Annotated in this window: 16 protein-coding genes; 6 read left to right on the forward strand and 10 right to left on the reverse strand. The window is 34.8% G+C overall.

Translation table 11 applies throughout. The annotated features are described in order from the left end of the window. Positions 1-13: 13 nt before the first annotated feature. Positions 14-427, forward strand: a complete 414-nt coding sequence (locus NEF87_RS23420; protein ID WP_371803949.1) for a hypothetical protein — start codon at positions 14-16, stop codon at positions 425-427. Positions 428-450: 23 nt separating this feature from the next. Here NEF87_RS23420 and rocD read toward each other — a convergent pair whose 3' ends face one another. The 4 genes from rocD to NEF87_RS23440 all read right to left on the reverse strand — a co-directional run bounded on the left by rocD (position 451) and on the right by NEF87_RS23440 (position 5,064). After that, positions 451-1,710: an ornithine--oxo-acid transaminase gene (gene rocD, locus NEF87_RS23425; protein ID WP_457917735.1), complete on the reverse strand. Its 1,260-nt coding sequence runs from the start codon at positions 1,708-1,710 to the stop codon at positions 451-453. 29 nt (positions 1,711-1,739) lie between these two features. Continuing rightward, positions 1,740-2,645 (reverse strand): carbamate kinase, encoded by a 906-nt coding sequence (gene arcC / locus NEF87_RS23430; RefSeq protein WP_371803951.1) that lies wholly within the window; start codon positions 2,643-2,645, stop codon positions 1,740-1,742. A gap of 32 nt (positions 2,646-2,677) precedes the next feature. Continuing rightward, positions 2,678-3,622, reverse strand: a complete 945-nt coding sequence (gene argF / locus NEF87_RS23435; RefSeq protein ID WP_371803952.1) for an ornithine carbamoyltransferase — start codon at positions 3,620-3,622, stop codon at positions 2,678-2,680. 89 nt (positions 3,623-3,711) lie between these two features. Beyond that, entirely contained in the window at positions 3,712-5,064 is a 1,353-nt protein-coding gene (locus NEF87_RS23440; RefSeq protein WP_371803953.1) for a cyclic 2,3-diphosphoglycerate synthase, read from the reverse strand. A 593-nt stretch (positions 5,065-5,657) separates the two neighbouring features. Between NEF87_RS23440 and NEF87_RS23445 the strand changes: the two genes are divergently transcribed. Beyond that, positions 5,658-9,329 (forward strand): Loki-CTERM sorting domain-containing protein, encoded by a 3,672-nt coding sequence (locus NEF87_RS23445; protein WP_457917736.1) that lies wholly within the window; start codon positions 5,658-5,660, stop codon positions 9,327-9,329. A 59-nt stretch (positions 9,330-9,388) separates the two neighbouring features. Here the strand turns inward: NEF87_RS23445 and NEF87_RS23450 are convergent, their stop codons facing one another. From NEF87_RS23450 to NEF87_RS23470, 5 genes are all read right to left on the reverse strand, one after another. Further along, positions 9,389-9,871 (reverse strand): HAD family hydrolase, encoded by a 483-nt coding sequence (locus NEF87_RS23450; RefSeq protein ID WP_457917737.1) that lies wholly within the window; start codon positions 9,869-9,871, stop codon positions 9,389-9,391. A gap of 39 nt (positions 9,872-9,910) precedes the next feature. Further along, positions 9,911-10,117 (reverse strand): hypothetical protein, encoded by a 207-nt coding sequence (locus NEF87_RS23455; RefSeq protein ID WP_457917738.1) that lies wholly within the window; start codon positions 10,115-10,117, stop codon positions 9,911-9,913. 120 nt (positions 10,118-10,237) lie between these two features. After that, a complete protein-coding gene (locus NEF87_RS23460) occupies positions 10,238-11,200 on the reverse strand; it encodes an ATP-binding cassette domain-containing protein (protein WP_457917739.1) in 963 nt (320 codons plus the stop codon). Then, a complete protein-coding gene (locus NEF87_RS23465) occupies positions 11,201-14,086 on the reverse strand; it encodes an FtsX-like permease family protein (RefSeq protein ID WP_457917740.1) in 2,886 nt (961 codons plus the stop codon). It abuts the gene before it with no gap. 11 nt (positions 14,087-14,097) lie between these two features. Continuing rightward, the gene (locus tag NEF87_RS23470) at positions 14,098-14,817 is read right to left on the reverse strand and encodes an ABC transporter ATP-binding protein (protein WP_457917741.1); all 720 of its coding nucleotides are present in this window, start codon (positions 14,815-14,817) and stop codon (positions 14,098-14,100) included. 254 nt (positions 14,818-15,071) lie between these two features. Here NEF87_RS23470 and NEF87_RS23475 point away from each other — a divergent pair, with 254 nt between their 5' ends. The 4 genes from NEF87_RS23475 to NEF87_RS23490 all read left to right on the forward strand — a co-directional run bounded on the left by NEF87_RS23475 (position 15,072) and on the right by NEF87_RS23490 (position 17,978). Further along, positions 15,072-15,938: a hypothetical protein gene (locus NEF87_RS23475; protein WP_457917742.1), complete on the forward strand. Its 867-nt coding sequence runs from the start codon at positions 15,072-15,074 to the stop codon at positions 15,936-15,938. 16 nt (positions 15,939-15,954) lie between these two features. Next, positions 15,955-16,257 carry a winged helix-turn-helix domain-containing protein gene (locus NEF87_RS23480; protein ID WP_457917743.1) on the forward strand — a complete coding sequence of 101 codons (303 nt, stop codon included), beginning with the start codon at positions 15,955-15,957 and terminating at the stop codon, positions 16,255-16,257. 150 nt (positions 16,258-16,407) lie between these two features. Further along, on the forward strand, positions 16,408-16,737 hold the full coding sequence (locus NEF87_RS23485; RefSeq protein WP_457917744.1) for a hypothetical protein: 330 nt from the start codon (positions 16,408-16,410) through the stop codon (positions 16,735-16,737). 239 nt (positions 16,738-16,976) lie between these two features. After that, positions 16,977-17,978, forward strand: a complete 1,002-nt coding sequence (locus tag NEF87_RS23490; RefSeq protein WP_371803962.1) for a GTPase — start codon at positions 16,977-16,979, stop codon at positions 17,976-17,978. Between the two features lie 86 nt (positions 17,979-18,064). On the opposite strand, the gene NEF87_RS23495 is transcribed toward NEF87_RS23490, so the two are convergent. Further along, positions 18,065-19,378, reverse strand: coding sequence for an MFS transporter (locus tag NEF87_RS23495; RefSeq protein ID WP_457917745.1), 1,314 nt, complete (start codon positions 19,376-19,378; stop codon positions 18,065-18,067). Positions 19,379-19,580 lie beyond the last annotated feature (202 nt).

Below are 19,580 nucleotides of genomic sequence, written 5' to 3' on the forward strand. Positions count from 1 at the left end.
AAGGTAAATTTTAATGACAAACAGCCCTAGTCTGACTGAAATCGAACCAAATATGGTTAAAAAAATATTTCAATGTCCTATTTGCAAAAGAACCCATCAAATCTATTTTCCTCCAGAATTTGCAAAAAATCGGTCAAAATACCCTTTTACCTACATTTTCATTCATTCTTTTCAAAATGCAGATTCGATTGAGGATAAAGACAAAGATGTATTAACCACTCTTTACATCGATGCTCATCTCAATATTCGTGGAGTGGAGGCAATTATTGCAGAAGATGATACTAATATTCTTTCAAAAGAAGTCTCAAAAGCAATGGTTAGCAAATTGACCAAAGTAATAATGGAGATGCAAATTGAGCATGATCAACTCGCAGAGAAGTATGCAGTATTGAGAGATAAATATAATGAACTTGTAAAAAAGAATTAAATAAAAAAAGAAGGAAACGTTGTTTATGCAACTATTACCTTTTCAATTTGTTCTAATGCCCAATCCAATTCTTCTTTGGTGATAACCAAAGGTGGAGCAAATCGAATGGTTGTAATATGGGTATCTTTTGCCAAAATGCCGTTCTCTTTGAATTGTTCAACAAATTGTCGAGCATTTCCTTCAAATTCCATAGCAATCAACAATCCTTTGCCGCGTACTTCTTTAACGGGGATTTTGGTGTTTTTAGTTGCAATCTTACGTAGACCTGCTTGGAAATATTCTCCCAATTCTGCAGCTCGATCAGCTAGTTTTTCATCTACTAAAACGTCTAAAGATTTTGAGGCAATTACACTGGCTAATGAATTTCCACCAAAAGTGGAACCATGGGTTCCTGGTTTAATTACATCTGGACCAACAACATCTTTATTGGTAACAATACCAGATACGGGGTAAATTCCTCCTCCAAGTGCTTTTCCTAATAAAAGCATATCTGGTTTTACATTTTCATGATCTACTGCAAACCATTTTCCAGTACGACATAAACCAGATTGAATTTCATCAGCGATCATTAATACATTGTATTTAGTACAAATCTCTCTAACTTTTGTGTAAAATCCTTTTACTGGTACTTTTACTCCAGCTTCTCCTTGGATTGGTTCAAATAGAAATGCTGCGACATTTTCTGGACCTAATTTTAGTATATGGTCTTCCAATTCTTGAGCATCACCATAGGGAATGATGTCAAATCCTGGTGTAAATGGACCGAAGTTACCATAATAGTTTCCACATTGTGTGTCTGTGCTAAATCCGACAATAGTTATTGTTCTACCATGGAAATTGCCATCGCATACAATTATTTTTGCTTGATCTTTAGGAATTCCTTTTTTAATATATCCCCATGCACGGGCCACTTTTAATCCAGTTTCAACTGCTTCAGCACCTGTGTTCATTGGTAAAGCCATGATACCCGAATTTTTTGGATCATTGATGTGAGGTCCAACTATTCCACATAATTTCTTTAGGTAAGGTCCCATCTGATCATTACAAAATGCTCGAGAAGTAACTGCAACCTTTTTTAATTGTTCCTCGGCAGCTTTAACAATTTCAGGATGACAATGTCCCATATTCTGGCTAGAGTAAGCAGAAAGACAGTCTAAATATTTTCGGCCTTCTGGATCCCATACCCAGCAACCTTCGGCTTTAGAAATAACCACTTCTAAGGGGTGATAGTTGTGAGCCCCATATTCATGGTCCATATCGATATAATCTTGTGATGATGGCATAATTTTCACGTTTGTTTTTTTTTAAAAAATTAGAGATGGAAATGCGTTCCTGCGGTTCCAGCAAGTGCTTCCGTTATGTTGTCGACAGATGTAATTATTGCTTGTTCCCCACCTGCTTCAATGAAGTTGATACATGCTTGAATTTTTGGTCCCATGCTACCTGCTGGGAATTGGCCTTCTTCTAAATATTTCTTTGCATCAGCAATAGTGAGTTCATCGAGGCGACTTTCGTTTGGTTTCCCAAAATTTAAGGCAACTTTTTCTTCATCCGTAGCAATCATCATGATATCTGCATGGATTTGTTCCCCAAGTTTAGCAGTTGCAAGATCTTTATCAATCACAGCTTCCACACCCTTCAATTTCATATTCTTCTTAAAAACTGGGATCCCTCCTCCACCACATGCAATAATTATGAAGTTATCTTGCATTAATCGTTTGATTTCGCGATATTGATATATTTTATATGGTTTTGGTGAAGGTACAACTCTTCGCCAGCCTTTCGCGGTTTTTACAAATCCTGGTTTAGGATCTGGATATGCAGGACCAACCGGTTTTGTCGGGTTTTGGAAGGCTGGATCATCTTCTTTTACTCTTGTATATGTTAGAATTGTTAAAAAGAGCTTTTCATCGGCCATACTTAACCGCATTAGCTCCTCATCTAGTGTTCGTTCTATCATATATCCAATTTGACCTTGAGTTTGAGCTCCAATAACTGATAAGGGCATTTTTGGAACTTCATCACAAGCTTCTTGTTGTAATAAAAGATTTCCCGATTGAGGACCATTTCCATGGGTGATTACGAGATGGTAATCTTTTGATAATTCTGCCATCTGAGCAACAGGTTTGCGAATGTTACTGAATTGCTCTTCTGCAGTTCCTTTCTGACCTTTTTGAATTAAGGCATTTCCACCAAGAGCAATTATGAGCTTTTTCATGTGATATTCACCGGATTTTTATAGAAAAAAAATTAATCCATAATTCCTAACAAGAAAAGCATAATTGCTTTTTGAGCATGTAATCGGTTTTCAGCTTGATCGAATACAATTGATTGCGGACCATCAATAACTTCGGCAGTTTCTTCATAGCCTCGTTTTGCAGGTAGACAATTCATAAAAATGGCATCCGATTTTGCCGCTGCCATAACTTCTGCATTCACTTGGTAAGGCATGAAAGTTTTTACACGTTCTTCTTCTTCATCTTTAGGAATTCCATAACTCATCCAAGAATCTGCATATAAAATATCTGAATTTTTAGCAGCTTCCAAAGCATTATGTACAACTCGAATTTTAGCTCCAGTTTTTTTTGCAATTTCCTCACATTCATCAATAACTTCTTGTTCTGGGGCATATTTTGGATCATCTGGGCAAGCTACATCTAAATCCATTCCAAACATTGCACACATTCGCATCAAATCATAAGTGACGTTGTTATAGCAATCTCCATAGAAAGACATTTTCAAATTATCAAATTTGCCTTTCTTTTCTTTAATGGTTTGAAAATCGCACATGATTTGGCATGGATGAGCAAAATCGTCCAACATATTTATTACTGGTACGTCCGAATTTGCTGCAATATCTTGAATGTCTTTTCGTTTGAATACTCGAGCAGAAATCATATCAACATATCGAGAAGCACATTTTGTGGTATCTTGAATTGTTTCTTTAATTCCTAAGGGAGAGTCTTTAATAGAATAGAAAATTGCGTGTCCTCCCAATTGGGTCATTCCTGTTTCAAAAGAAACACGGGTACGGAGGGAAGGTTTTGCAAAAATCATTAAAAGTGTCTTGTTTTTCAACTTTGTAGTGTATTTTTCATTCCATAAATCCGCTTTCATTTTAATTGCATAATCAATGATAGCTTCACACTCTTCGCGGGTGAAATCGGAAACTTTAGTTAAATGTCGTAGTGTCATTTTATTATTACTCCTTCTAAAAGATATTTTGGTAATACAAAAAAAAATGGAAATTAATCCATATAATTTATTCGTTGTTGGATGTCAGTTTAATTTTTTGGAAATTTTACAATGAATTCTTCAAGCATACTTTCAATAGAAGGTGTTCCTAAAGATTTGATATCATAATCAACGCGAACAATTGGTTTATTGCATTTGATTAATTTTCCTAAATCTATTGGGCTTCCATCAATTACAACATCAGCAGGGACTGCATTAATTGTTTCTTCCATATCCTTGATTTGTTCATCATTGTATCCCATAGCTGGAACAATATCATCTAATTGTGGGAATTCTTTGAAGACTTTCTTCATTCCACCAACTAAATATGGTTTTGGATCAACTACTTTTCCGTTGTGTTCTCTGGCAGCAATCATACCTGCACCATAAGCCATGTTTCCATGAGTTAAGGTTGGACCATCTTCAACAACTAAAACATTTTTACCATCAATCATGCCTTCTTTTCCTGCTTCAACAGTAACGAGTGAATTTGTTCTTAAAACTGCGGCCTTTGGATTCAATATCTTCATATTTTCTTCAACAATTTTAACATCTTCAGGTTTAGCAGAATTCAATTTGTTTAATACAAAAGCATGGCACATTCGGGCATTTACCTCACCAGGATGGAATTGAACTTCGTGGCCTGGTCGGAGAGGATCTACCACAGTGAACATTAAATCTGGAACGTAGAATGAAATTTCATTATTTCCACCGTCAAACACAATAATGTCTGCTTCCTTTTCGGCTTCATCTAAGATCTTTTGATAGTCAACACCAGAATAAATGACCAAACCTTGTTCAATATATGGTTCGTATTCTTCACGTTCTTCAATGGTGCATTTATATTTGTCTAAATCTGAATATTCTGCAAATCGCATGCAAGTTTGTTCGATTAAATCGCCATATGGCATTGGTTCTCGAACAGCTACCACTTTATATCCTTTTTCTTGTAAGAAGCGATATACTGCACGTGAGACTTGGGATTTTCCACAGCCTGTTCGAACTGCTGTAATTGCAACAACTGGTTTGTTTGATTTAATTTGAGTATATTTTGGGGAAATAATTCGATAATTTGCTCCATAGGATAAGGCTCGTGACCCTTTGTGCATAACTTCTGCATGTGGAACGTCCGAATAGGCAAAAACTACTTCATCAATGCCATTATCTTTAATGAATGCTTCCATTCGTGGTTCAATAATCATAGGAATGCCATTTGGATAGAGTTTACCTGCTAATTCAGCAGGATATTTACGATCTTGTTCTTCCAAAGTTCCAACGTTTTGTTCACCAGCAATGGTAAAAGCGCAAACTTCGTATTCTTCATTATCTCGGAATACTGTATTGAAGCAATGGAAATCAAAACCTAATGCTCCAATTATAACAACTTTTTTTTTGTTAGCCATTTTTATCGACTCTTATTTGTATGTTGAATGATATGGATGAAAAATGACTCTCATGGCATCACCAATAACCGGACTGCCCATCAGAGGAAATCTATGATCTTTCATGAAAAACCTTCAACAATTTTCAACGAAACTGCGATTTTAAGAATTTTCAAAATGGAAGATCACACTTCTAAAATATTCAACTTCATGACTTTTCATATTCCCAGCTATTTAAAATTTCGGATGTTTTTTCTCCGAAAACTCTAAAATCTCCTATAATTATGTTGGAGGGATCAGTTTATTCTATAATTCTACATTCAAATCCGACATGCAATAGCAAGCGGGGATAAAGGTTCGTGCAATTATAGGAAATCATTTCTTCTTCTTTTTTCCTATAAATCTGTATTGGTGGTTAAAATTTAAATAATCACCCACATTTGCTGAATTGTTCTCAATTTAATCAACATTATGAATGTTGAATACAAAAGAAGGAACTTTTTTTTGTTGATCAAATTCCTATGAAAAATTTAAAATGTCCTTCACCCCTAAAAAATAAATATTAGATTGGACAATGTTACTCAAACAACAAAACAATTATGAGGCTAGCAGAAATGTTAAAAAGAGTAGGAACAATTTTCATAGTGTTTACTAGTATATTTTTGGGGGCTTTACCAATTATTCAAGGTCAAGGGCCGTCATATAATATTAGTAGTATACCATTTGTCGCTGCTGAAAGTCAAAATGAAGATGTCTATGTTGACATTAATCCAGAAGGGGATATTTTTACTCATTTTTATTTTCAAAATTCTGAATTATTACCAAATATTGAGGGTGTATCTGATTATCTCTCTTCCTATATCCCTCAAATGAATTCAATTGCTTGGATCGACTGGAATATTCAATACAATAGTTCAGAAGAAGAAGAAAATTCTTGGATTCAATTCTATTTCTTCACCACCGATTCCAATCTCGCCCAAGAATACGCTCAATGGTTCATGGATATTATAATGACTTTTGAGGTAGATGATTATAGTTATAGTAATTCTTGGGGATGGAATCATTGGGATGGGTATACTGAACAAGAACGATATGTTACAGGGGTCCAATATAATGCTCATATTGATTGGGATGGATTGAAAGATTCAGTTGAATCCAAAATAGATCGAACTAATGGAGGAATATCCGCTCAAGTTGACTTATCCGAAATTGATCTTGTCATGATGAATTGGGATTTTGGTGGAGAGTCTATTTCTCAACGTTTGGGTGTTCGATGGCATGAGGAGGTGGAACATTTAAATGGGGCTCATCAATTCTCATTAGATTCATTGTTGCATGTTTCTTCACTCGAAAAGCAAAATGGGATAGATGCCAACACTCACGTTAGTTTTAGTCTTCCTAATATATCAAATTTATGGTCGAATCCATCAGAAAATATTGATTTTTATTCTTATGTGGGTGAGGATTGGAAATCTGAGTGGGATCGTAATGATTGGGCTGGTTTGAATTTCAATCTCGACAATTCACGCCCATCTATGGATGATTTCATAGTTGGTTTTGATTATGATTTCACACCTTGGGATATTGTACCTCAAGAAAGTGCTTGGATTGATGTAAATGAATATGGTTATATGAAGAAAAATATGGAAATTCGCGATATTAATACGACTTTACATGAGTATTGGCCTCAATCAGTATTAGTGGATCCTCATTTTAACAACCTTCATGTCTCTTATTACCCAAAAGCAGAAAATTGGGATAACCCGCATTTCACGATTCGAGTAAATTATGATTTAAATCTTCTTGAAGATGCGATTCCTTTATCAAATTATTTTGAAGATCAGGGCTATTTTGATGACAATATCAATGATTGGATTAACTGGACAACCCACGAAACAGAGAATTTAGATCTTTTTAATTGGATTAAATCAAATCTTGGATGGGAAAATGTGTCAAATTTTAATGAGATGAAAGAGTGGGGATGGTCTTGGTGGCATCATGATTGGGATAGAAATTTAGCCATTCCTATGAGAAGTTATGAACTCAAATTTAATCATACCTATGATCAGAATACTTGGGATGCATTATGGATAAACAGCGATATCTATCAAAAAAGTGGAATGATGCAAAAGTCTTCTCTTATTGATGCCTCCTCAATACAGGAAAATGCTCGCTTCCACACTGAAAAAGGCGGGTATCAGTCTTCTGATTTATATATTGAATGGAACCCCTTACATCCCGATATTCTTAATCCTCAAAAAGCCTTTACGGATACCGTAAGTGACTCGCATAATTTTGATTTTGCTAATCTTTTTGGATGGACCGATATTACTCCTAGTGCTGGATTTTATCAAACTCATTTATCAATTAGTTTTCCTGCGAATTCACCCGAGGATCGAATTTATCTCACTTCACCAGGGGAAAATGGAGGTTATGGATTTCATACTTGGGATGGCAATGGACAGGGATGGTATGATTACTGGCGCCAAGATGTAGGGATGAATATGTATTGTGAAGCTCCATGGTATGGAAGTGACAGTTATCCGATATATTTTGATTCCTTTGAGGGAAATTTTAATTATCGATTTCACGAAGATACTGACGATATAATTCCGCCACGGATCGATGATATTGGATATTATGATGGCACGTATAGATGGTGGGATACAAGTTCAACCCATGCGAATTCTACACGATTAATTGTTTCTGCAATGGATGCCGACGATAACCATTATGGTCAATGGTGGAGTTATTATGCCTACAATACCACTAATCATGAGTGGTACCCTCGCTTTAGTAATTCATATGTTGATTCTGTAAATTTATCATTTGAATATCAAGATTTTAAAGATATGGGGATTGATGAATCTGATTTTCCATGGGGTCCATATTCTATGGAGAACCTAACACTTTCGGGTACATGGTCATATAACTTGGATACTAATGCTGAAAATCTTCCCGATGGAAACTATATTGTGCATGTGACTGCTCTGGACTCAGTGGGAAATACTGGTTATAGAGTTTGGGATGATTTTGACAATGATGGAGTTGAAGATTATTTTCAAATTGATAATTATAATGATTCTCTTTTCACCATTGTCCCAGAATTAACATTTAATACTTCGATGCCTGAAAATAATTCAAAAATTGAAGGAATTATTCCAATTGGAATAAATGTGACTGATGACATCGGGATCTTTGCAGTTACTGTTCAAATTGGACAAAACCAAAATGAAGGTTATGGTTACATTTTAGAAGAATCGAGCACACCTGATATTTATAATTTCGATTGGGATTCAACTATCAATAATTTCCAAGAGAATGAAGCATATTGGATAACTGTATGTGCGTGGGATATGGAGGGTCATAAGAGCTATCTTTATTATAATTTATCTGTCGATAATCAAAAAGCAGGCGATCCTCCGACCATAGAGTTAATTTCACCTCTTATTGTCGGTGGAGATGTTCCTGTTCTTGAGGATGTTGTATTATTTGAAGCCAATATCACCGATGATAATTTTCCTCCCCTTGCAGTGAAATTCCAAATAGATGATAGAACATCATTTGATATGATTTTTAATGAAACGTCGGGTTTCTATTATTATGAATATGATGTATCTACACTGTTTAACGGAACACACACATTGACAATTACAGTTACTGACAACGATGATCCTCGAGAGGGAACTGGGCAACATATTCGTTCCGAAACCTTTGAATTCTTTGCAAACACAACAATTTCTGAATTTGAAAAAACAAATCCTCCTATATGGCGCAACGCTTTACCGGGCAATTTTACTTCAGCAGAAGATATAATATCTGATTCTTTTGAAATAAAAATTGATGTATTTGATGATCAAGGAATTGAAGCAGTAAATCTGAAAGTTTATCAAATTTTGGGCTACAATCTCTCAGCTATCCCCGATTCTTACTCAAATGTCGATTTAACCAACATCCAAATCATTAAAGATGTTAATATTCCAGAAACGGAAGAGAATAACGGATGGCATACTTATACATATCAAGCCCAACATCGTGCTGGGACAAGTTCCTTTTTCTTTACTGTGGATGATGGTCTTATTCTGGTTGAACTTGAAATTGGGGATACCGGACCCATACAAAATAAAGTGAAGGTCTATATGATCTTGTTTATTAATATTTCATCGAATGCAGATTTTAATAATAATCCTTTTGGGGAAATACCTGGATTCAGTATGGAATTTTTAATGATTGCCTTGAGTCTTACAGTGATAGCATTAGCAAAGAAAACTCGAAGACATGCATAATTCCATTCCTTTTTTTTTTAAAATGTGTTTTAAAATCATGACATTTTTTTTATATTCCATCAAAGACGCAAAGAAAGTAATAAATTTGGGAGTATTTTCAATTGGTTAATTATGTAACCTTTATTTTTCCCATTTTTAATAACTTTTTTTATCTGTTCTCGTTTTATATGTATAGGGATCATACCAACACCTGAAGCTCCTTCTACATCATGTTCAATTGAATCTCCTACATATACGACTTCTTCGGATCTTAATCCTGTTTCGTCTAAGGCGCGGATAAACATCTTCGGATTTGGTTTGCTGACCCCTTCTTCCCCAGAAATGATGATACATCTAAAATATTGATCTAAATTATATCTCTGAATGATTGAATAAATGAAAGGAGGGTGATCAAAATCAGTAATCAATGCAAGCATATAGTGTGAATTCAGTTCTTCTAATACTTCAATGGCCTCAGGATCTAAAGGATGATGTTTTGCCCAAGCATTTATGGATATAGTTGCTAAATCATGTAATTCTTCCATTTTTAAGGTTACTCCCATTAAATGGCAGAATTGCTGAAGTTTATATTCAAATAGGGTTTATTCAGGCGCTATCGTTTTTGGTTGTTCAATGTTGAAGTAATTCTGTACCCCTTCATCAAAAAACTCACGAGAAATCGACATACCATGCTTACATAGGAATTGATAAATTTGCTCTTCATGATCCTTTGTGGCTTGCGAAAGATCACCATATTTTAGCAAAGTGCCATTTAGATCAAAAAATACTCCTTTCAATTCAGTGTTCATTTTGCTAACCAATTATCTTGTTTTGATCTTCTAATAAAAACTTCATATAGTAGTTTGCTGTTTGGGTGTTGATAAAAAAAATCAGAAAAAAAGCAAGAAAAAAACTCGAAATTGGTGAAATTAATTCAATTTCGCCCCACATGAATGACAAAAGAATTTATCTCCCTTCAAAGGAACATTACAAACGGGACAATTATTGTGTGTTTTTAGGGAGGGTTTGCCAATGATTCGAGGTCCATTTGCATTGATGTCTAAGGTGAAATCCCAATGATATCCATAGGCTACTAAAGCACTCAAGAATTCCGGTGGTAAAGTCATGTTGCCTGATTTTGATACAATCACGGAACGACTTTCTTTCAAATCATAGATATCGCTTCCTGCATTATGTTGACCAATAATCATTCCATCACTTAATTCAACACTCCTATCAGCAAAAGATGCAACATGTTGGCTATGAGTGACAATCAAGAAGGCTATATTTAATTCTTTATGCAGATCCCTGAAAAGTTGCATAACTTGTTCTGTATTTTTTGCATCTAGGTTACCTGTTGGTTCATCGGCCAAGATTAATGCGGGGTTATTTGAAATTGCGCGTGCGATTGCTACTCTTTGCAATTCCCCTCCACTTAATCGCTGGGGAAGATCATGCATTCGGGACTCCATTCCTAACTTTTTTAAGAGTTCTTTGGCTCGTTTTCTTGCTTCACTTATTCCAACGCCAGAATATCTTAGAGTCCTAACCACATTATTATAGGCTGATAATTCTGGAATTAAATTTCCTTCTTGAAAAATGAACCCAATGGTTGATCTTCGAATGGGTACCAAAGCTTCTTCAGTCATTTGGGAAATATCTCTTCCAAAGTACCGAATTTCTCCAGCACTTGGCTTTTGCAATCCTCCCAAAGTTCTCAAGAGGGTTGATTTGCCAGCACCAGAAGTTCCTACAATGGCAACAAATTCCCCTTTTTTCATATCTAAATTTAAACCTTTCAAAGCTACAACATTATTTGCTCCTTCCAATCCTTTATAGATGGAATAAAGCCCATCTGCATCCAATAATAATTCATTCGTTTCCGTTGCCATTTAGACCACCTTTGTTGCTAAACTTAAATCTTGATTTGCTGCGGATTTGACCGAAAGCATCGTTGCAAGTAACATTCCTATAAAAGTGACTGCACTGATGAGCAATAATTCTAATCCTGGAACGATCACAGTTCTTCCTACTACAACAGATCCTCCAGTAAACAAATTCATAATAATACTAATAAACTCAAAAACTCCATTGAAAAGATAACTGACCCCTATTCCAATAAAAATTCCCCACACTGATGCTGTTAACATCATTAAAGCATTTTCTCCAAGGGCCATTTTATAAATATGGCGTTTTTTGGCTCCAATCGATCTTAAAATTGCAAACTCGTGCTTTCGTCTCTCCATTAAAATTGCAGAAAAAGAAAATGCACTAACTAGAGCTGCAATTAAACTGATTATGAAATTCAACGACAATAAACCTGTTATTCCATATCCTTGTTTAGTTGTATTAATATCTCCCAATTCGTCTTGAAAAGATCTATGAGTTTTTATCCCAGTAGTGTTTGTATCAAGTTCCAATTGAATTTCACTAATTTTTTCTTGGGATATTGATGCCCCATCGGTTGTTCGGACAAGATATCTTGTCCCATTTAGATTACTATTTGCAAAATAATCAGAAGACTGATTTAAGCTCTGAGCTAAAACTTGAAGGAATAATTCTTTCGAAATAAATGTTGTTCCTGAAATTCCTCCTGGTAGCTCGTTTACTATCCCCAGGATGGTAATGTCAGTCACTGTTATTTCAGAAGAATCAATTCCTGGAAATGAAATATCTATGCTATCTCCTACTTGTACATCGAGTTCAAATAAAACATCAGGATAAACAAAAATTCCTTTGGGATTATCTTTTAATGCTTGTAAAGCTTTCTTTGGTGTGAATTTGTTGAAAGTATCTTTTTGCCATAAAGCAATCGGATTACCATTTTCTATATTCTCCAATTCTTTTAGATTATCTATTGCTGAGATTGCAAATTCGGAGCTATATGTTTGGACTGAAGTTTGGCTTATCGCGATGGAATCGTCGAAACCTGAAATATTTTGAATAGTTTCATAATAATCACCTGCACTTTCAAAATTAACTTGCCAATCTGCTCCAATTTCCCATTCTATTTTTCTTTGTGCCAAAGTCTCATCTGTATTTCCTTGTATCGTCGCTAAGGATGCAATCGATAAAGTCATAATTATGATAACTGCTAATCGTTCAATATCGCCACGACGTTTTAATCCAGATTTAATTACATTTTTTACATCCTTAAACATAGGAAGTCGCAAAAATACACCTTCTAATTTAAGCGGTAACCATTTAACGATACGGGATCCTACAGAACTACCTCCAATCCAGAAGAGAAAAGGGGTGGTAATATAGATCAAAATATTGATTCCGATGGGGATTTGGACTTGAAGATTAAGTAGATCAATTGCTACTAAAACAAGTCCAGATAAACTGATAATAAAGAAAACAATATCCAATTTATGGCGCTTGAAGAATTTTTGTTTTTTGATCTCCCGGCGGGATACTCCTTCGGTTACTTCTTGATTGATGAAGCGTTTTCCTTTTTTGAAAGTCACTATGATCAGAATTAAGCTAACAAGACAAAAAGGTAAGAAAAATGCCGTAGAATCGAACCTGAGGTAGTCAAAGAAGTTACTATTTGCGGATAATTGTATTTGCATAAATCCGGCGATGGAGCTTATTATCCACGCTGAGATAATGCCTAAAATATATCCTAATACCGATCCCACTAATAAAGTTAGGAATATTTCATTTTTTAATTCTGAAAAGATCTGCTTCCCACTGGCCCCTTGTACCTTCTTTATTGCAATTAGCCTCCTTCTTTCTTCTAAAGACATTTCTAGACCAAAATTTAAAAGATAAAGAGATAGTAGTATTACGGGAATTGCTAATACTATATAGAGTATTGTGATGAGTACACTAATCACTTGGAAGAACATGATTGTACCTCCAATCAAATTATTTCCATAAGTGTCAAATCCTTCAATATCTCGTGAAATTTGGTTAATAAACAAATTGAGTTCTTTATTGAAGGTTGCTGGATCACCAACTGAAAATTTAGTCACATCGATTTTAACCATAACATGAAGACTGCCTTCTTCTATGAGAATTTGGTTAATATCTGTCATATTTGATTCCGTTAATAGATCGAGGGATAAATATATATTGTTTCCATCAATGGGATTTCCAAAACCTATAAGATCGTCGGGAAATGAGGGTTTGTAAGATCCTACAATAGTCAAATTGGCTAAAGTCCCTACTTCATTATATGACTCTTCTGCTTCTTCATCCCAAACCCACTCAGAAAAGTTTAAAGTATGGAGTTTGTCTCCAATTTTCAAACTGAATTCATTTAATAAACCTTCGGAGACAATAACAGATTGACCTGACAAATTTGCATTTCCTTTGAAATCCATTGACAATAAGGTTTCACCAATCGATTCGGTGAAGTAATCCTCATCTACAAAATATGTTCTGAAACCACCATAAAGAAATTCACTCGAGTTCTTAGGATCTATTGAAAATACATCTGCTGAACTTCGTCCAATGATTGTGGCATCAAGTGTCCTGTCATCGTTTTCTATTGCAGCTGAAAGTGTCGCTAAATTTTCATATGATGAATTTGAACCTTGAATACTGAAATCTACCTCATAGGGATAATTTTTGACCATGCTTTCATAATTATTCTGCTTCAATTCAGCATTATAGAGAATAATTCCCGACAATAGAGTCATTGATAGCACAATTCCAGAAAGCATTGCTAAAGATCGGCGTTTATTTCGGAATATAGCGAAAAACGTGTTGGGAATTGTTTCTAAGGGAATTCGTTTGTGAAATTCTATTTTTTTATCATTATTTTTCATGAGATTATCACCTAAAGAGCTGTTATTTCCTCCAATTCTTTTTCTACTACTCCGTCACGCAAGATAAAGACTTGATCTGAGGCGTGGGCTAGACTAACATCATGGGTTACCATTAAAATCGCTTTTCCCATTTTTGCGAGATCTTTAAAAAGTTCAATGATTTCTAAACCTGTTTGAGTATCCAAATTACCGGTAGGTTCATCGGCAAATAAAATGAAGGGGTCGTTTGCTAAAGCACGAGCTATTGCAACGCGTTGTTGTTGTCCTCCTGAAAGACCGTCGGGAAAATGATCCGCACGATCTTCCAATCCTACAATTCTTAGTAATTCTTTTGCCCGGTTTTCTGCCTCTTCTTCATATACTCCTGCTAAATTGAGGGGGATAATAACGTTTTCCAGCGCGGTTAGATTGTCAATTAATCCGAATGACTGAAAAATCCATCCGATGTGTTTCGATCTCATTTCGGTGAGTGAATCATCATCTAAATCATTCAGTATTGTATCCTTAATAGATACGCTTCCCGTTGTACTTTTAAGTAATCCTCCAACAATGTTGAGTAAAGTTGATTTTCCACTCCCAGATGGTCCCATCAGTGCAAAAAAATCACCGAGTCTCATCTGAAAATTAATTCCCTTCAAAACGTAGACTTCATTTCGTTTTCCTTGATTGAAGATTTTCTCGACATTTTGAACGATTAAAATATTATCGGCGGGTGTTGCTGTATTTTCCATGCTACACCGACCTGTTATTCCCATTTTTTATGTGATACATTTCCGTTTAGAACTCCAAAGTTCAAATTAAATTTTTTTGGCATTTTTCATAACTTGAAAAATATAACTATAATAAATCGAGGTTATTAAAAAGTATTTTCACCAAGTGAAAATATTTGCAAATTATGAATATATTTTTAAATAACGAAATAATTAAAACAAGTACACCCAAATTTAAATAGTTTAATATTTTTTAGAAAGCTAGTGGTGAGCCCGTGGACGCAAACATTGAACAAAACTCAGATAAAATATCTTCAAAAGAAATCCTTTCATTATCCTTTGAACTATTACGAGATTATTTTAAACCCTTAACTGGCACCTTTATGATTGCATTTTTAGCATCAATCATAGTTTGGATATTATCTTTCCTTTTATCTGGTAGTTTGGGCATTTTACTCTATTCCGATTCCTTTTATTCTTTCAATTATCTTTTAAGTGGTTTGATCACATTTGCATCTATCCTGCCGGGGTTTTTTGTGCTGTTTTCTTTTATTGGGAGTGGGTTTGGAATGACTTCTGAAATATTAACTGGAGGAGATTATTTTGTAGAACTCAAATCTTCTTTTTCCTACTTTAAAAAGCATTGGTCAGGATATTCTGGATTTGCAATGATCTTTATCTTAATTTCGATTTTGATTTCGTTAATCATACCGGATTCATGGTATTTTTCTGGTAGAATTGTTCATGCCGTGTTAGCTTTTGTAATTACTTCGATTGCAGAACTTCTTACTATTTCAATTCTGGGCTTTGCTCCTGTCGCTCTTTCTCAAGATAATTCTTTTATCAAATCAATTTCTATTTCACTAAAGATATTTAGGAAGTATGGATGGAGCATTATCAAAGCTGTGGCTTTATTAATACTTCCGATTGAAATCTTCAGCTTTCTTTATGGGGATGTTGTTGTTTTATTCCTTCAGCCAAACATCTGGGCAGAAATTTATTTCTTTTCTTGGTTTGTATTGCTCCTTGGGTTATTTTTTATCTACCTTCCATTGCTGATAATACATTTAACGATTCTATACCAACGATTTATGAAACCAGTTAAAGAGATGGAAAATACTCTCGGAAATACTAAAAAATAATAAATGTGATTTAAAAATGGCGGCTTTTGAACCCGAATTACAAAAAGAATTCACCGAACCGGATGTTGTTACTTGTTTATTTCATGATAAGCGGCAGCAGATTTTATCGGTTTTAATCAGTGAAGAAATGACTGTGTATGATTTGAAAACAGCATTGAAAATGAATCCGGGAGTTGTTAAACGTCATATAGATTTGTTACTTGATCGCGGGTTAATTAAACAAACACGTACGGATCAAAATAAAATGGGTATGACACTAAAATATTATCGGGCTGTGGCAATCAAATATATTGTTCATTTAGAGTGGAAAACTCCATAGGTGTTCTATTTTTTTTCTGTTCCCTTTAACATGCCATCTAAATTTTTCAAGTTGTTTATTTAACATTTGCTCCCTTAGGTTTTTTATCAAATACTATCGTGTAAACCTTTTTGAAGTTGGACTTTCTTAAATGTAATTGGGGTGGGTAACATGACTAAAACCGTTTTCAAAATGAAACCAAAACAAAGAAAAAAGGAAGGACTACAGAGATTAAGTGGAAAATTAGCTGAAAAACTAGGTGCAGATGCACACATTCTTCAAAATCTCAGTAATACTGCTTTGAAGAATTTTGAAAAAAAAACTCATGTGCGAGTTATGAATCTCTTCTTAACAGAACCACATCAAGTTTCGTGTGTCATACCTCTCATGATGAATTTTTTTGAAACTGAGTTTGAGCAGATTTTTTCAACTAAAGGAGATTTAGATCAAGCCTTGATTATCACCAAAAATGGTTTGGAAGAAATGTATGGAATTATTTGAAAATCTCGAAGGAATTTCTTGCTTCAATTTTTCTTTTTTTTTCAGTTTCTCGCATTTTTAACTAGATCATGCTATAGAATGATCAACATTTTTTTTTCTACACCTTTCTTATTTCTCTTCATTTCGATCTTTATCTTGGGATCTTAGGTCCCAAGTAATAACGTACGGAAAGAAAAGCGTTAATTTAATACTGATCGCAATCTCTAAAATTGATTGTTCCTTATTCTTATTTGAGCATTATGCCTGAAAACCTCTCGTTTTATCCCCGCAAATTGAAAAGTTACCATTACGATTTCATTCGTCTCACCAATGAAAAATCTGGCAGTGATTTAATTGAAGTTATTAGGGATATTATTAAGGATATTAAAACCCGTGGATATGACCAAGCGGGTTGTTTTAAAGAATACATTAAAACGCTCGAAGGTTTGATTCATGAAATTGAAAGTAAGAGGAAAGGAAAAAACCGAGAGTATGATCCCTTTGCTATCAAAAGATCAGGGGATGCTCGCATCGCATTGTTTGGAATGACAAATGTGGGGAAAAGCACATTAATGAATGCCATTACAAATTCAAAATCTAAAACAGGGAATTTTTCCACAACCACTATATCTGCCTTGGGGGGAACGTGTATTTATGAAGGAGTTCAGATTCAGTTAGTAGATTTACCTGGATTTGTATACGATAGGGATGATTGGAGGCTCAATAAACAAATCATTCGGGTTTCAAGGACTTCCGATGCAATATTGATGGTAATCGAGTTATCTTCCGAAGTGAAGGCGCAATATGATTTTCTCGTGGAACAATTACAGAAAGCCGAAATCATCATGGATGGTGAACCCGTTGTTCCTATTAAGATTATTGCTACGAAAGGGGATTTAGCATACTCCAAAGATTATTATGAACTCTTGAAATCCTTTAGTGCATATGATATTCTCCCAATCACCATTAAAAATGAAAAATCACTGGAAGACTTGAAAAAGGATTTATATGACCTCATGGAAATCATGAGAATTTATACAAAACGGCATCACCACAAACCCGATTTAGACAGTCCGATGGTGTTCCAGAAAGGTGCAACTGTCGGGAAAGTTGCCCGAAAAATTCATAAAGACTTCTTCAACAATTTTGATTATGCCATAGTTTGGGGAAAATCTGTCGAATTCGATAACCAACGAGTGGGTATTGAACATGAACTTATGGAAGGTGATATTGTCGAAGTTTTCTTAAAATCAGAAAAATAACGTTGACTTGTACTTATATAGGCTAAACTTAACATTGAATTCTTATTAATCTAACTAAAATAGAAAAAAAGTAATTTATAGTGATTCTACATCCTTTTTGGAATTTCTACAGTGGGTGATGTGTGTGTTTTTGCTTTCTTATTCATTTTTATTAACACAAGTGCTGCAATGGTTCCAATTATGGCATTGACAATCATAAAACCAAAGACTAATCGATATCCTAAGAGACCCGGATAGTTATCAACAAGAGCTCCGACAGTGGAATATCCATAAATTTCTGGAAAATAGCAAAGGAACGATAATAGTCCTGCTGCAGTTCCCGATAATTTTTTGGAAATGTTAAATTCATCAATAAGGGCGAACACGGAAGAATAAGCGCAGTAATAAATGAGCCCCGCAACTAGTATATTAATTAAGAAAATCACTAAGTACGCTGGATCACCTGGAATAAGTAAATAAATTCCACACGTGAGAATTAAACCTATTAATCCAAATAATGCATATTTGGTTTTTGACGAAAATTTATCTGAGAAGAATGTTGCCACTAAGCCTCCTAATAGAAATAAAATGGATATGCTAAATGTTCCAACTAACGCTGCATTAGTTTCTGACAGTTCCATGATTTCCGTTAGGAACGGTACCATCATTCCCGATCCAATTCCTATAGAATATAAACAAAGAACCATAATACCAGCGATCCACATACGAGGCATCTTTAATATTTTCTTCATATCTGCAATAGTAAATTTATTTTCTTCTAAGATTTTTTCATCTTCCGCTGACTCAAAAGTAGATTTTGATCCAATTTCAATCAAATTTTCATCTTTTAGAACGAACCAGCAGATTACGCCGAAGATAATATTTACGCTGGAATAAAAAATAATGGTTGCTTGAAGTCCGACAACTCCTTCCCCGAAACCACTGAAAATGGGAATGGAAATAAAACCAAGTATTGTTGCTCCTAATGCTTTACCTACCTGCCACAGACCAAATAATTTTCCTTGTTCACCACTCGGTCCAAGTGCATGAACAATTTTAATCACTGCTGACCAAAATGTAAAGACCGTCGTGACTGCCCATAATGCGTGAAGAGCCATGATCATGGCAAATGATGGGAATGTTGCATAGTAAAAACCGGTTATTCCTGTGATAATTAGCGAAAAAGTAATCAATTTTCGTGCAGAAAACTTATCTGCGGCCCATCCGCTAGGTAAATATAAAATCATATTTATCAGCCCATAGATCCCCATGAGCAAACCTAATTGTGCATTCGTTGTTCCTGTGGCATCAATTAGTGCGTCATAATATTGTTGCCGTATGTATGGTAATAAGTAAATGGATTTTGCAACAAATCCCAGCAAAAAAAGTACAAGGTACTTTTTAATAATTTCATTTTTCATTTTTTCTCCCCTTGAAAGGTTTTTATTAATATATTTACTGCAATTTACGAATTAACTATAAATTTTGCCATGAGTACTAAATTCAATACGAGTCACGGTATGTATGACAGATTGAATTTATCTTATTTAAGTCAATTTAAATGATTTTCCGTGGAAAATTTTTCAAACTCCTTTATTATCCTCCGGTAAATAGCGGTAAAAA

The sequence above is a fragment of the Candidatus Lokiarchaeum ossiferum genome (assembly GCA_025839675.1).
GTDB lineage: Archaea > Asgardarchaeota > Lokiarchaeia > Sigyniarchaeales > Promethearchaeaceae > Lokiarchaeum > Lokiarchaeum ossiferum.